General features: G+C 59.0%; 16 protein-coding genes, 3 tRNA genes and 1 pseudogene. 11 read left to right on the top strand and 9 right to left on the bottom strand.

What is annotated here, in order from left to right; genetic code table 11:
• A pseudogene (locus JWR14_RS28785) lies at window positions 1-259 on the bottom strand (energy transducer TonB); the annotation flags it as partial.
• A 114-nt stretch (window positions 260-373) separates the two neighbouring features.
• Between JWR14_RS28785 and JWR14_RS28780 the strand changes: the two are divergent.
• The 5 genes from JWR14_RS28780 to JWR14_RS28760 all read left to right on the top strand — a co-directional run bounded on the left by JWR14_RS28780 (window position 374) and on the right by JWR14_RS28760 (window position 1,786).
• Window positions 374-532 carry a hypothetical protein gene (locus JWR14_RS28780; protein ID WP_299715800.1) on the top strand — a complete coding sequence of 53 codons (159 nt, stop codon included), beginning with the start codon at window positions 374-376 and terminating at the stop codon, window positions 530-532.
• Window positions 533-661: 129 nt separating this feature from the next.
• Complete coding sequence (locus JWR14_RS28775) at window positions 662-934, top strand: BrnT family toxin (RefSeq protein WP_299715797.1); 273 nt, start codon at window positions 662-664, stop codon at window positions 932-934.
• Window positions 894-1,172 carry a BrnA antitoxin family protein gene (locus tag JWR14_RS28770; RefSeq protein WP_299715794.1) on the top strand — a complete coding sequence of 93 codons (279 nt, stop codon included), beginning with the start codon at window positions 894-896 and terminating at the stop codon, window positions 1,170-1,172. The genes JWR14_RS28775 and JWR14_RS28770 overlap by 41 nt, the downstream gene beginning before the upstream one ends.
• 72 nt (window positions 1,173-1,244) lie before the next feature.
• Entirely contained in the window at window positions 1,245-1,478 is a 234-nt protein-coding gene (locus JWR14_RS28765) for a BrnT family toxin (protein ID WP_366144610.1), read from the top strand.
• Window positions 1,479-1,498: 20 nt separating this feature from the next.
• Window positions 1,499-1,786 (top strand): BrnA antitoxin family protein, encoded by a 288-nt coding sequence (locus tag JWR14_RS28760; protein WP_299715792.1) that lies wholly within the window; start codon window positions 1,499-1,501, stop codon window positions 1,784-1,786.
• A 64-nt stretch (window positions 1,787-1,850) separates the two neighbouring features.
• Here the strand turns inward: JWR14_RS28760 and JWR14_RS28755 are convergent.
• The 5 genes from JWR14_RS28755 to rph all read right to left on the bottom strand — a co-directional run bounded on the left by JWR14_RS28755 (window position 1,851) and on the right by rph (window position 5,922).
• Window positions 1,851-1,940 (bottom strand) — tRNA-Ser (locus JWR14_RS28755).
• Between the two features lie 126 nt (window positions 1,941-2,066).
• Window positions 2,067-3,257: an MFS transporter gene (locus JWR14_RS28750; RefSeq protein ID WP_299715789.1), complete on the bottom strand. Its 1,191-nt coding sequence runs from the start codon at window positions 3,255-3,257 to the stop codon at window positions 2,067-2,069.
• 40 nt (window positions 3,258-3,297) lie between these two features.
• Window positions 3,298-4,548, bottom strand: coding sequence for a radical SAM family heme chaperone HemW (gene hemW / locus JWR14_RS28745; protein WP_299715812.1), 1,251 nt, complete (start codon window positions 4,546-4,548; stop codon window positions 3,298-3,300).
• Window positions 4,542-5,183: an RdgB/HAM1 family non-canonical purine NTP pyrophosphatase gene (gene rdgB, locus JWR14_RS28740; RefSeq protein ID WP_299715786.1), complete on the bottom strand. Its 642-nt coding sequence runs from the start codon at window positions 5,181-5,183 to the stop codon at window positions 4,542-4,544. The genes hemW and rdgB overlap by 7 nt, the downstream gene beginning before the upstream one ends.
• Complete coding sequence (gene rph / locus JWR14_RS28735) at window positions 5,176-5,922, bottom strand: ribonuclease PH (protein WP_299715809.1); 747 nt, start codon at window positions 5,920-5,922, stop codon at window positions 5,176-5,178. The genes rdgB and rph overlap by 8 nt, the downstream gene beginning before the upstream one ends.
• Before the next feature lie 374 nt (window positions 5,923-6,296).
• On the opposite strand from rph, the gene JWR14_RS28730 reads away from it, so the two are divergent.
• From JWR14_RS28730 to JWR14_RS28710, 5 genes are all read left to right on the top strand, one after another.
• Complete coding sequence (locus JWR14_RS28730; protein ID WP_031359149.1) at window positions 6,297-7,229, top strand: YicC/YloC family endoribonuclease; 933 nt, start codon at window positions 6,297-6,299, stop codon at window positions 7,227-7,229.
• A 7-nt stretch (window positions 7,230-7,236) separates the two neighbouring features.
• Window positions 7,237-7,902: a guanylate kinase gene (gene gmk, locus JWR14_RS28725; RefSeq protein ID WP_299715781.1), complete on the top strand. Its 666-nt coding sequence runs from the start codon at window positions 7,237-7,239 to the stop codon at window positions 7,900-7,902.
• A 57-nt stretch (window positions 7,903-7,959) separates the two neighbouring features.
• Window positions 7,960-8,163: a DNA-directed RNA polymerase subunit omega gene (rpoZ, locus tag JWR14_RS28720; protein WP_031359151.1), complete on the top strand. Its 204-nt coding sequence runs from the start codon at window positions 7,960-7,962 to the stop codon at window positions 8,161-8,163.
• 62 nt (window positions 8,164-8,225) lie between these two features.
• On the top strand, window positions 8,226-10,646 hold the full coding sequence (locus JWR14_RS28715) for a bifunctional (p)ppGpp synthetase/guanosine-3',5'-bis(diphosphate) 3'-pyrophosphohydrolase (protein WP_299715770.1): 2,421 nt from the start codon (window positions 8,226-8,228) through the stop codon (window positions 10,644-10,646).
• Between the two features lie 123 nt (window positions 10,647-10,769).
• Window positions 10,770-11,261: a phage protein NinX family protein gene (locus JWR14_RS28710; RefSeq protein WP_299715767.1), complete on the top strand. Its 492-nt coding sequence runs from the start codon at window positions 10,770-10,772 to the stop codon at window positions 11,259-11,261.
• Window positions 11,262-11,393: 132 nt separating this feature from the next.
• Here the strand turns inward: JWR14_RS28710 and JWR14_RS28705 are convergent.
• Window positions 11,394-11,470: transfer RNA gene (locus JWR14_RS28705), tRNA-Arg, on the bottom strand.
• 78 nt (window positions 11,471-11,548) lie between these two features.
• A tRNA-Arg gene (locus tag JWR14_RS28700) sits at window positions 11,549-11,625 on the bottom strand.
• Window positions 11,626-11,764: 139 nt separating this feature from the next.
• Between JWR14_RS28700 and greB the strand changes: the two genes are divergently transcribed.
• Window positions 11,765-12,325: a transcription elongation factor GreB gene (gene greB / locus JWR14_RS28695; RefSeq protein WP_299715764.1), complete on the top strand. Its 561-nt coding sequence runs from the start codon at window positions 11,765-11,767 to the stop codon at window positions 12,323-12,325.
• Between the two features lie 97 nt (window positions 12,326-12,422).
• On the opposite strand, the gene JWR14_RS28690 is transcribed toward greB, so the two are convergent.
• On the bottom strand, window positions 12,423-13,574 hold the full coding sequence (locus tag JWR14_RS28690) for a porin (RefSeq protein ID WP_299715761.1): 1,152 nt from the start codon (window positions 13,572-13,574) through the stop codon (window positions 12,423-12,425).
• Window positions 13,575-13,994: the final 420 nt, after the last annotated feature.

Raw genomic sequence — 13,994 nt, 5'->3', positions numbered from 1 at the left:
CGTTTCGATCCACGGTGAACGCGACCACGACCAGCGAGCGCAGCATCGCTTGCGGCGTGCCTTTGAGTACCAGCGACGGATTCCGGTCGAAGATATGTTGCGCCACGCGGACCTTGTACTGATCGAGCGTGGCGCCGCTTACGGCGGCGGCCGGTTTGGGTTCGAGCGCGCTGGGCGGCGGCGTGATCGTGCAGGCGGCGATGGTTGTCGCGATCGATAAGGTCAGCGCGATACGCGCAGTGTTCAAACGGGATGTCATGGCGGGCGAGGCTCCACGAATTCGTTGCGCTCATACTTAACAATACGCGGCTGGTCCAAGTCTTGCTGCCCCATTTTGCGTATCCACTGCATTTTGATGCGCAAGGAGAACGCCATGAGCACCGATTCCACCGAGGTGAAAAATCCGAAACCCGCCGAGCATAGCGATAACGAGGCAAGCAAGATGCCGGATCGCGCCGATGACGACCGTAAGCAGGCCCCAAGCGATAAGCCCGGAAAGAAGCCAGGAGAGGGCGAGCCGGACGTGGGGTGAGGTTTGGAGTGTGTTTGGTACGCTAACCCCGCATCGGTGACGATGCGGGGTTTTTTATCGCGCTAAAGCTAGTTTTCGTACTAACAAAAAATGACCTTGCTTTTGAGTTAACGTTAGTACAATAATTGGATGGGAATTATCTACGACAGCGCGAAGCGCGACAAAACCTTTAATGAACGCGGACTGGACTTTGAGCTTGCTGCTGAGGTTTTTGCGGGCTTGACGCTGACGCAACCCGACTTGCGCTCCGATTATGGGGAGCAACGATTCGCGACTGCGGGCTGGTTGGAAGGCCGGATCGTCGTGTTGGTCTGGACGCCCCGCGGCGAGGATCGCCGCATCATAAGCATGAGGAAAGCAAATGACCGCGAAATTAAAAAACTCGCCGCGCACTTGGGTTGATCCCGACGATGCGCCCGAAATCACCAATGACTGGATCGCTGGCGCGGAGTTACGCGACGGTGGGAAGGTGCTTCGGCGGGGGCGCCCGCTAGGCAGCACGAAGACGCCGACCACTGTCCGCCTGGACAATGAAGTGCTCGAAGCGTTTCGCGCGACCGGACCGCGTTGGCAATCCCGCCTGAACGCTGCTCTCGCCGATTGGCTGAAGACCCACTCGCCGGACGAACTGCCGGTGTGATGCGCCTCACTCCGATCTTTGTATATACAAAAAACCTGGCCCTCAGCCAGTTTTGTATATACAATTTGCTCCGTGCAAGTCACCTTCGATGTGAATAAGAGCGCCCGCAATGTCGCTGAACGCAGTTTATCGTTCGAACGGGCTGCTGAATTCAATTTCGAGATAGCGTTGATCGGCACTGACGACCGGCGTGTTTATAGCGAAGTACGGTACGTCGCCTTGGGTTATCTCGACGAACGCTTGCATGTTCTCTGTTTCACTGAAACCCCACGATGGAATCCGTGTAATCAGTTTTCGGAAGGCTAATTCGAGAGAGGTGAATCACTATGCCAGCACGTAAACCCATGATTGACCAGAGCGGCGAAGTACGCGAACTGACCGCCGCGGACGTCGAGACGTTCAAGCGCGGCGGCGCTGCGTTACCCGCATCGTTGCGGGCGAAGACAGGCGTTCGCGGTCCTCAAAAAGCACCAACGAAGATTCCGTTGTCGCTTCGGCTTTCGCCACAGGTCGTGGAGGCGTTTCGCGCGTCGGGTGAGGGATGGCAGACGCGCATCGACGTGGTTCTGGCCGATTGGCTCAAAACTCATTCGCCGGACGAACTGGCCGTGTGAATGGCTTAGGTGGAAGCGAGGAATTTGCAGCAGAAGGTCGCAGACAAGCCGGAATGCCGGTTTTTGGCGGAAGCGGTGAGATTCGAACTCACGGACGAGTCACCCCGTCGCTAGTTTTCAAGACTAGTGCCTTAAACCGCTCGGCCACGCTTCCACGCTTTACAGACAAACTTTCACACACAGCAACTACGAGAAAAGTGCGTTCCGACCGCGTCGCACTTTTCCGGCAAGGCGCGTATTGTAGCGCAACTTTCCCTGGCGTCCAGCAGGCAAAACCGCCTCACCCTTCCAACGACCTGGTCGCGCGCAAACCCGGAAACAATCGCATCCATAACAACGCGACGGCGATCGTTCCCACGCCGCCAATCAGTACCGCGGGCACCGCGCCGAACAACCCCGCCGTCATCCCCGACTCGAACTCGCCCAACTGATTCGATGTCCCGATAAACAGCGAATTGATGGCCCCCACGCGTCCTCGCATATCGTCGGGCGTTTGAAGCTGAACGAGCGACATGCGCACGACCACGCTGATGACATCGGAGGCGCCTAGCGCGGCCAGCGCGATCAGCGAGACATACAGGTTCCGCGATAACCCAAACACAATCGTCGCAATGCCAAACGCGATCACGCCGCCAAACAACGCCGTTCCGGCGCGCTGTCGCAAGGGGAAATGGGCGAGATAAATCGATCCGGTCAGCGCGCCGACCGCGGGGGCCGCGCGCAGGACGCCGAGCGCCCACGGCCCGGCGTGCAGGATATCGTGTGCGAAAACGGGCAGTAACGCCGTCGCGCCGCCAAGCAACACCGCGAACAGATCCAGCGATAACGCTCCCAGAATCACAGGTTTGCGTCGAATGAAAGCGATGCCGGAGAAGAGCGACTCGAACGTCAGCGGCGTGCGCGTGCGCACCACCTGTTCGATCTTTACCGATGCCAACAGCACCGCCGCCCCAATGAACGCCACCGCTACCGCGCCGTACACCGTCAGCGCCCCGAGCCCATAGAGCAGACCACCCATCGCCGGGCCGAGGATCTGTGCGGTCTGGTTCGCCGACGTCGACCACGCGGTCGCGTATTGCAATTGGGCGCGTGGAATCAGATTGGGCAAAAGTGCGGCCATGGATGGCGACTCGAACGCGCGCGCCGACCCGGCAATTGCAGCGATCAAATAGATCAACCCCTGGGTAGTGATGCCGCGCCATGTCGCGATGCACAGCGTCAACGCGGCCACGCCCTGGATTGCCTGACAGACGAACGCGATCGTGCGCCGGTCATAGCGGTCCGCGACATGGCCGACTACCAGCGTGAGCATGAACATCGGCAGGAATTGCGAGAGGCCGACGAGCCCGAGTGCGAACGCGCTGTGTGTGATCGAGTAGATCTGCCAGCCGATTGCAACCGACATCATCTGGAACGCAACCGATGACATCACCCGCGCGCTCCAGAAAAGCGCGAAGGGACGGTGACGCATGACGGAGCCGGTGGTAAAACTAGGGGCGGACGCGTCCAATTTAACGATCTTCCTTGATTTTTATCGACGGCGTGTCCCGGAGAAAGAGCGCTTGCAAATCGTTGAGAAAATCCTGGCCACGCTGGGTTGGCGCAATGCGTTCGATATCGCGCGTAATCAAGCCACGGCGTTCCGCTTCGACCAGTCCCGGCTCGATCGCGGACATCGCGAGTCCGGTTCGTTCGTTGAACGAATGCACCGGAAATCCTTCCACGAGCCGCAACGTGTTGAGCATGAATTCGAATGGCAGATCGCGCGGTCCGACCTCGTGCTCTTCCTGTACCGCCGCGCCGCCAAGCGCTTCATCCATGTACGTTCCTGGATGTTTGTAACGAACCTGACGCACGATTTTCTGCGGAAACGACAACTTCGTATGCGCGCCCGCACCAATGCCGAGGTAGTCGCCAAAACGCCAGTAGTTCAGGTTGTGCTGGCTCTTCCTGTGCGGCTTCGCATAGGCCGACACCTCGTAGCGCTCATAACCCGCTGAAGCCGTGCGCTCGTGAATCCAGTCCTGCATGTCGGCGGAGGCGTCGTCGTCGGGAACGGGCGGTGGGTACTTGGCGAACATCGTGTTCGGTTCGAGCGTCAGGTGATACAGCGACAAATGCGGCGGCGCGAAACTGATCGCCGTTTCAATATCCGCCCGGCATTCATCCAGCGTCTGCTTCGGCAGCGCGAACATGAGGTCGAGGTTGAAGTTATCGAAGTTTTTTGCCGCTATTTCCACCGCCTGACGCGCTTGCGTTGCATCGTGGATCCGGCCGAGCGCCTTCAGATGCTGCTCGTTGAAACTTTGAATACCTATCGATAACCGGTTCACGCCGCTCGCCCGGAACTGCGCGAACTTCGCGGCTTCGAACGTGCCGGGATTCGCTTCGAGCGTGATTTCAGCGTCGGCGTCGAGCGGCAGCAGTGCGCGGGCATCGGAAAGCAGGCGGTCCAGTCCTTTCGCCGACAGCAAACTAGGCGTCCCGCCGCCAATGAAAATGGTGTGCACCTGGCGGCCCCATACCATCGGCAAGGCGCGCTCGAGATCGGCGCGCAATGCGTCGAGATAACGATCCTCGGGAAACGTCTCGCCCTTCCACTCGTGCGAGTTGAAATCGCAATACGGGCATTTGCGCACGCACCACGGGAAATGCACATACAACGACAATGGCGGCAGCGACGTCAGCCGGATACTGCCGGGCGATGTAAACGCCTTGACGACGTTGATCGTCTGAGGACCGCTCGAACTGGCCGTCACGATATTTCCTTCAACCGCGCCAGCAGATGACGAAGCGCGATCGCGCGATGACTGCTGGCATTTTTCACGGCGGGATCGAGTTCGGCGGCGGTTTGCCCAAGCGACGGCACCAGGAAATGCGCGTCATAGCCGAAGCCGTTCGCGCCGCGCGGGGTATCGATGACTTCGCCGTGCCAGCGGCCTTCCGCAATCAGCGGTTCCGGATCGTCGGCATGGCGCACCAGCACGAGGACGGAGAAGAAATAGGCTCGGCGGTCGGTTTCGCTCGCGAGATCGGCGACTAGCCGCGCGTTGTTCGCGGTATCGTTTTTCTCGCCGCCATTGAGCAATTGCGCATAACGCGCCGAATACACGCCCGGTGCACCGCGCAGCGCATGCACACAGAGGCCGGAGTCGTCGGCAAGAGCAGGCAATCCCGTCGCCGCCGATGCATGCCGCGCCTTCGCCAGCGCATTCTCGACGAACGTCACATGCGGTTCCTCGGCCTCGGACACCCCCAGTTCGCCTTGCGTCACGAGATCGATGCCCGCAGTGCTCAGCAATGCTGCGAATTCGCGTAATTTCCCCGGGTTATTGGACGCGAGCACAACGCGTTTCAACGCGTTATCAGAAGCGGAAACAGAAGCAGGATTAGACACTGAGCAGCTCCAGCGCGATCTTCTGCTTCGCGATCAACGTTTCAATACCGCTTTGCGCCAGATCCATCAGCGCGGTCATTTCGGCGCGCGTGAACGGTACGCCTTCAGCCGTTCCCTGTACTTCAACAAAGCCGCCGGCGCCGGTCATCACGACATTCATGTCGGTGTCGCACTGCGAGTCTTCGTCATAGTCGAGATCGAGAACCGGCTGGCCGTTGTACACGCCGACCGAGATCGCCGCGACAAATTGATTGATCGGCGATTCTGCGATCTTGCCGGCAGCCAGCAGCTTGGTCACAGCATCGTGGGCCGCGACAAACGCTCCCGTAATGCTTGCCGTGCGTGTTCCGCCATCGGCCTGGATCACGTCGCAGTCGATGTGCAGCGTGCGCGCGCCCAGCTTGTTCAGATCGAATACGGAACGCAGCGCGCGCCCGATCAGGCGCTGGATTTCCTGCGTGCGGCCGGTTTGCTTGCCGCGTGCGGCTTCACGGTCGTTACGGGTATTGGTGGCGCGCGGCAGCATGCCGTATTCGGCGGTGAGCCAGCCTTGATCGCGTCCGCGCAGGAATTCGGGCACGCGCTCGGAAATGCTCGCGGTGCAAATCACTTTGGTATCGCCGAATTCGACGAGCACCGACCCTTCTGCATGCTTCGTGTAGTGCCGCGTGATGCGCACGTCGCGCAATTGATCCGCGCGACGGCCGCTCGGGCGGTTGAACGGGGCGGACGGGTTCAGCGTGGAGTCGGTCATGGAGGCGGCAAAGTGAAAGAAACGCAGTGAAAGGAGCTTCGGCGCAGGGTAAAAAAAGCGTAAAAAAACGCGCCAAGGTTCGAATTTTATCCGCAATCGGAGTGAGCGTCCGGCGCAGCGTCCCGTATTGATCTGCGCGCGCTGCATAGCGGCATTGCGTTTCCAAGGGCGGGATCGGCAAAAATGGGATAATGCCAGCTTCCTCGCCCGGCCAACATTGCCTGCCATTCTCGCGCAGCTTCACGCCGGGCGTTTCGAAGCGAACTGGCCGCGCGGTGCAAGCAGCAAGCAACAAAGCAGCAAAGCAAGCAATCACGCAAGCAGCAACGCCGCCACGGCCTTCAATCACGGACGCGACAATGATCTACAGCATGACAGGCTACGCCAGCGCAACGCGCGAAGTAGCGTCGGACGGTGCGGGCGCCAATGGCTCGGGCGTGGGGGTATCGGTGGAATTGCGTACGGTGAATTCGCGCTTCCTCGACATGAATTTCCGCATGCCCGAAGACGTGCGCGTCTGCGAGCCGCAATTGCGCGAAATGCTGATGAACAAGCTCTCGCGCGGCAAGGTCGATATCCGCATCAACCTGAATCGTGCAGAGCAGACGACCATTGCCGGCGTGCTCAATCGCGATGCACTGTCGCAACTCGCCGCGCTGGAGCGCTCGGTGCTGGATATTTTCCCCGATGCCGAGCGCATGCGCACGGGTGAAATCCTGCGCTGGCCGGGCATTTTGTCGGAGAGCGGGGTATCGGCGGAAACGTTGCGCGACGCCGTTCTGGCATGCGGCAAGCAGGCGATCACCGAACTTATCGATGTCCGCGCCCGTGAAGGCGCCGCGCTCGCCGCCGTGCTGATCGCGAACGTGACGGAAATGGAAGCTATCGTGGCAAAGGTCACGCCGCTCGTGCCGGAACTGATCACGAAGCATCAGCAGAAAATTGTCGAGCGTTTGCAGGATGCGCTTGGGATTGCGTCGCCCGAAGGTACGCAAACGAGCATCCCGCGCGAGGAAATCGCGGAACGGATTCGCCAGGAAGTCACCATGTACGGCATCCGTATCGACATCACCGAGGAATTGCAGCGTCTCTCCGCGCATCTGGCGGAAACGCGCCACGTGCTGCAGAAGGGCGGGAAAGTGGGCAAGCGGCTCGACTTCATGATGCAGGAGTTGAATCGCGAAGCGAACACGCTCGGCTCGAAAGCGGCTGCAAAAGAACTCGCGGATTCGTCGATGACGCTCAAATTGCTCATCGAACAGATGCGCGAGCAAGTGCAAAACCTGGAGTAACGGCTCTATGAACGACGCACAACGCAACACCTACGCCGGTGTTTATCCGGGCAACCTGTTCATGGTCGTGGCGCCGTCGGGCGCGGGCAAGTCGACGCTGGTCAACGCGCTGCTCGCGCAGGATCAGGCAATCCGGCTGTCCGTGTCGTACACCACGCGCGAACCGCGCCCGGGCGAGCAGAACGGCGTTCAATACCATTTTGCTTCCGTCGATGACTTCATGGCGCGCCACGCCGCTGGCGAGTTTCTCGAAAGCGCGGAAGTGCACGGCAACTACTACGCTACGTCGCGCGTGTGGATTGAAGAGCAGATGAAAAGCGGTCACGACGTGCTGCTTGAAATCGATTGGCAAGGCGCACAACAGGTCAAGAAACGCTTTCGCAATGCGGTGGAAATCTTCATCCTGCCGCCGTCGCTGGATGCGCTGGAAGAGCGCCTGAAGAAGCGCGGCCAGGATGCGCCGAACGTGATCGTGCGCCGTTTGCTGGCAGCCGGCAGCGAGATGGCGCATGCGCCTGAAGCGGAATACGTGCTGATCAACGAGAACTTCGAACGCGCGCTCGGTGAATTGCAGTGTCTCGTTGCTGCCACACGGCTACGTTTTGGTTCACAGTACGCCCGTCATACGCAGTTGTTTGTCGAGTTAGGCATACACTCGCCGCACGCCGAGTGAACGGGGCTTTCCGGTCACATAAGGTAGAATGAAGAACATATCGAGAAGGAATCAACCATGGCCCGCATCACCGTCGAAGACTGTCTGAAAATGATCCCCAATCGCTTCGAGCTCGCGCTCGCAGCAACGTATCGCGCGCGCCAGCTCGCTCAAGGCCATACGCCGAAGATCGAAAGCCGCGACAAACCGACTGTTGTTGCGCTGCGCGAAATCGCGGCCGGCCAGGTCGGTGTCGAGATGTTGAAGAAGGTTCCGGTCTGATTTAAGGTCCGGACGTCTACGCGCCTTGTCACTAACCGCGTCAGCTAACCACGGAGGCGACCATGAATCCTGTTCCATCGTCCGTCTCTGTGGATCCGCATAACGACGTCCTCAGCACAGAATCTCACTCTCAGAATCACGCGCACGATCATGACACCGCTCATGATGCCGACTCGCCCTCGGCGGCGCGCAAGTACATCGACGCAGTTCTCGAACAATCGTTTCGCCATCTGTTCGGGCCGACTGCCACACCGGAAAAGCCGCGCCGCCACGACGTCGTTTCCATTGCGAAACTGACCACTGAGCTGGCCGCGTACCTTTCGCCGGAAGAAATCAAGCAGATCAAACTGGCTTTCCATTTCAGCGATGAAGCCCATCTTGGGCAATATCGTCAAAGCGGTGAGCCATACATCACGCATCCGGTTGCGGTCGCGGAAATCTGCGCCAGCTGGAAACTCGACGATCAATCGATCATGGCGGCGTTGCTGCACGACGTGATCGAAGATCAGGGCGTGACGAAGACCGAGATTGCCGAACGTTTCGGGCCGAAGGTTGCAGAACTTGTCGACGGCTTGTCGAAACTCGACAAAATGGAGTTCCGCAATCGCGAGGAAGCGCAGGCGGAAAATTTCCGCAAGATGCTGCTCGCCATGGCGCGCGACGTCCGCGTGATTCTCGTCAAACTGGCGGACCGGCTGCATAACATGCGCACGCTGGGCGCGGTGCCGCCGGAAAAACGGCGTCGCGTGGCACGCGAAACCATCGACATCTATGCGCCTATCGCGCATCGGCTTGGATTGAACAACACGTATCGCGAGCTGCAGGACCTGAGCTTCGCGAACTTCAATCCTCATCGGTACGCCACGCTCGAGCGCGCCGTGAAGGCTGCTCGCGGTAATCGGCGTGAAGTGGTAGGCAAGATCCTTGAAGCGGTCCAGCGCACGATCGCGGACGCGAAAATCAAGGCTGACGTGACCGGCCGCGAGAAAACCATCTTCAGCATTTACAAGAAGATGCGTGACAAGCAGTTGTCGTTCTCGCAAGTGCTCGACGTCTATGGTTTTCGCGTGGTCGTAGATACCGCGCTCGAATGCTATACGTGCATTGGCGCGCTGCACGCACTTTACAAACCAGTGCCGGGCAAGTTCAAGGACTACATCGCCATTCCGAAGGTGAACGGCTATCAGTCGTTGCACACCACGCTGGTGGGTCCGTTTGGCGCGCCCATCGAATTCCAGATCCGTACACGCAAGATGCACGAAATTGCCGAAGCAGGCGTGGCTGCGCATTGGCTGTACAAGAATGGCGGCGCGGATCTGAACGACGTGCAAAAGCGTGCACACCAATGGCTCAAGTCGCTACTCGACATTCAAAGTGAAGCCGGCGATTCGAGCGAATTCCTTGAACACGTCAAGATCGATCTGTTCCCCGATGCGGTCTACGTGTTCACGCCCAAGTCGAAGATCATGCCGTTGCCGCGCGGCGCGACAGCACTGGATTTCGCGTATTCCATTCACAGCGATCTTGGCAATCAATGCGTCGCGGTAAAGATCAACAACGAGTTGCTGCCGCTGCGCACGGAGTTGAAGAGCGGCGATATCGTGGAAGTGATCACAGCCCCTTATTCAAAGCCGAATCCCGCTTGGCTTGGCTTCGTACGTACCGGCAAGGCGCGTTCGGCCATTCGTCACTATCTCAAGACCATGCGGTTGAACGAATCGGTTCAACTGGGCGAACGGCTGGTTGATCAATGCCTCAAGAGTTATGGACTGGCGTTGTCGGAAGTGACGCCGGAAGCGTGGGAAAAGTTGGCGCAATGGACGGGCAACAAGAGCCGTCAGGAAATTTTCGCGGATATCGGCCTCGGCCGGCGCGTTGCCGCTGTCATGGCCAAGCGTATCGAAGTGCTGATGACTGGCCGCGATGACGACGATTCCCCGCGCGAAAGCTTCAGCACGAACACCGCGCCGCCGGTTGTGATCACCGGCACCGAAGGAATGTCGGTGCAGTTGTCGGCTTGCTGCCGCCCGATTCCCGGCGACGACATCATGGGTTACATCGGCATCGGGCTCGGTATGGCGATCCACACCACCGAATGTCGTGTGGCGCAGCGGATTCATAAACGCGATCCCGGCCGATGGATCGACGTGGCATGGGCGCCGCAGCCGGGTCGTCTATTCGATGTAGCCATCAAGGTGCTCGTCAGCACGTCGAAGGGCGTGTTCGCCCGCGTGGCGGCTGATATCACGTCGGCTGACGCCAATATTGTCCATATCGCCATGGATGAGGACGTGACGCAGGAATCCACCGTACTGCGTTTCGTGATCCAGGTCAGCGATCGTGTGCACCTGGCGAACGTCATGCGGCGCGTGCGCACGAACCCGGACGTGATGCGCATCGCGCGTGAGCGGCCGAGTGACGAGCCACATCATCGCAATACCGAAGGCGGCATGCGGATCGATCGCGAACGCGGCGATTATTGACGCCTGGCGTTCGCCCCTTGGCGAGAGCGGCCGGCAGAGTCTGAGTTTGACCATGACCCTGACTCGCCGCCGCTGGAAAGCGACCTGCGTGCCTGTACCCATTCTGCGTACACAGGGGCACTTATGAAAACATCGGAACTGGAAGGCGCTGAGCTCGACTACTGGGTCGCGCGCGGGCTGCATGACTTCATCCGCGAAATTCATTTCACCGATGGGGGCCAGACGCTCTCGATCCGTGGCAACGACCGTGGCCGGGCCTGGGACGGGCGCTTCCTGCCGTCGACGTCGTGGGAAGCGGCATCAGTGGTGCTTGAGCGCGCGTGCCGGCTGGAGATGAACGACCACGGACGTGGCGAGGTCGTGTGCACGGCGATATTTGGCAAGGCCGGTGCGGAGGTACAGGGGCGCGGACCGTCGCTACGTATCGCGTTATTGCGCGCGTTCCTGCTGCATGCGTTCGGAGACACGGTGGACGACGAGTTTCCGCATCGTTCGCAAATGCTGCTTGGAGAACGCGCTGAACCGATGGGAGAGCAGAGCGCGGCGGCGACCGTTGAAGATGCACCGTTGCCGGACGGGCGTATAGGCGACATTGGGTCGACTGCACGGCAGTAAGCGGGTTTGTTGCGTCTTTGCGCGCCCCGTGGAATGTGCCGGGCGCGCTCAACGCACTTTCCGCCAAGGAAGCGCGCGCCTTTCTCCCGCACAAACAAAAAGGGCCTTCCGTGAGGAAGGCCCTTCTAAAACTGGTGCGGCTGGCAGGATTCGAACCCACGACCCCTTGGTTCGTAGCCAAGTACTCTATCCATCTGAGCTACAGCCGCGCATGAAGCAGAGTAATACAAAAAACTGATGCAGGAAACGCCTGCTTGAAACAAAACAACTAAAACGCTTTGAAGAAGTGGTGCGGCTGGCAGGATTCGAACCCACGACCCCTTGGTTCGTAGCCAAGTACTCTATCCATCTGAGCTACAGCCGCACGCGAGACCAAGAGTATAGCCAAGCTCTCTCGAAAAAGGAAGAGTTCCCCCTCGATTTCTGTAATGCCGATCTCCTTCGTGTTACCGTGCACAGGAGCTATCTCGCTCCTCTTCACGTCATTTTGAGCGGTTTGCACCATGAACAAAGCATTTGTAAAGGAATCAGACGAGAGCGACGAAGATCTCGACCTCGAGCAACCCGCCGGCGTCCCCCCCGGCACCAAGAACTACATCACGCCCGCAGGGCACCAGCGTCTGCGTGACGAGTTGCTGCATCTGCTGGACGTTGAACGGCCTGATGTCGTGAAACTGCTTTCCTGGGCGGCATCCAATGGCGACCGATCGGAGAACGGCGACTACATTTATGGCAAGCGGCGCTTGCGTGAGATCGACCGGCGAATTCGCTTCCTGACCAAACGGCTCGACAAGGCGGAAGTGGTGGACAGCAGCCGGCAGGAAAACGTCGATCAGGTGTTTTTCGGCGCAACGGTGGATTACGCCGGTGACGATGGCGAAGCGCACACGGTGACCGTCGTGGGCGTAGACGAAGTCAATCTGGATGTGGGGCACGTGAGCTGGATCTCGCCCATTGCCCGTGCCCTGCTCAAGGCCAAGGTCGGCGATACGGTCACGCTGCACACGCCCGCGGGCGTGCAGCAAATCGATATCCTCGATGTGCGTTATCCATCGAAGGCCTGAGGCGGTTGATCTGAAGCACTAACGCCGGGAAACTCAGGACGAAAAAAAGGCGCCGCAAGCGGCGCCTTTTTCACATCGGTACAACCTTGAACAAGACTTAGAAGCGGTGACGAATGCCGACCGTTGCCGAGACTTGATTCGGGGTCGACGACATGCCTACGCCCGTGATCGGAGCGCCCAGGCCATTGCTCAGGTCGATCGCGTGAACGTATTCGCCTTGCAGGTACACGTCCGTGCGCTTCGACAGCGAGTAAGCCGTTTGCAGAGCGAACGTATGGAACGACGGCTTTTCACCATCAAGACGTGCGTCCGTGTACGTGTACTCGCCAGCCAGGCTCAATGCCGGGGTCAGCGCGTAACGGCCGTTCAACTCGTAGTTGTTGAAGCGAGCGTAGTTGTTCGTCAAACCAACGCCTGCGCCGCCGGTCGCTGCGCCCGTGATGCCAAGTGCGTCTTCAAGCTTCGTTTGCGTGAACACAAAGCCAACCGTTGCCGGGCCGAACGCGTAGTTCAAACCAGCACCGAACGTGCGCTGCAGGCCTGCCACGAACGTGTTGTCGCCAGCAACTGCGCCGTTAGCGTTGGAGATTGCCGCAGCAGCTCCAGCACCGGTTACGTCGTTGTTCAGTTGCAAGTAGGCAGCAGCAATGTTCAACGGACCGTAGTTATACGATGCGCCAACGCTGTAAGCACGGTTGTTCGCGAAGCCAGCTTGCTGGTTCGAGAAGCCGTACTGCGCGCCGAACTTGAAGCCGGCGTAGTTCGCGCTCTGGTACTTGACCGAGTTGTTGATACGGAACGAGTTGTCGAGGTTGTCATTGTCGAACGGGTGTGCGAACTGCGTGCCACCGTATTGCGTGCCGGTCAGTGCCAACGGGCCGAGGTAATCGACCACGGAGTCATACTGACGACCCAACGTCACAGCACCGTATTGCGTGCTCGACAGACCGACGAATGCCTGACGGCCGAATTCACGGCCTTGCTGACCCAGCGTGCCGTTAGCAATGCTGAAGCCGTTTTCCAACGTGAAGATTGCCTTCAGGCCACCGCCGAGGTCTTCAGCGCCGCGCAGGCCCCAACGGCTGCCGTTCACCGAACCGCTGGTTTCCTTGAAATTATGCGAGCCGCCCTGGTTGTTTGTGTACGTCAGGCCAGCGTCGATCAAACCGTACAGCGTCACGCTGCTTTGAGCATGAGCGGCGGTTGCAAATACGCCCGACAGGGCGGCGACCATGAGAGTCTTTTTCATCTTTGTAACTCCGAGAGCAATTTGGGTCTGACAACCCAGGCTTGAAGGAAACCTTCACTCCGACGCGCTGCGAGAGGCGCTGTCAGGTGATTTCGTGTATCAAAGGAAGACACAGTCGTTTCCGGACCAGACGAAGTGTAAAGACGGTGTTACAGCGATGGCATTCCGATTTACGCAATAAAGTATTCTGCGATCGGCAATGATTAAGAAAGGCAATCTTAGCCTTTACTGGCAAGGCTTTGCGGGGGATTGGCGAGGCTGAATGCGGAGTGTCAACAGACGTTCGTTGCGCAATTGCTACATGCGCTATCGTTAAAATACAACGCCAATAATCCTAAATGTCGATTGTTGACGGAACAGCAATAGATGATTGCCAGAACTGTAGATGATCACCCGAAGACGTGCCGTTATACTTCAAGT

It is taken from the genome of Caballeronia sp., from assembly GCF_028292365.1.
Classification (GTDB): domain Bacteria; phylum Pseudomonadota; class Gammaproteobacteria; order Burkholderiales; family Burkholderiaceae; genus Caballeronia.
The sequence above is the reverse complement of the archived record's forward strand: the minus strand, read 5'-3'. Positions and strand labels throughout refer to the sequence as shown.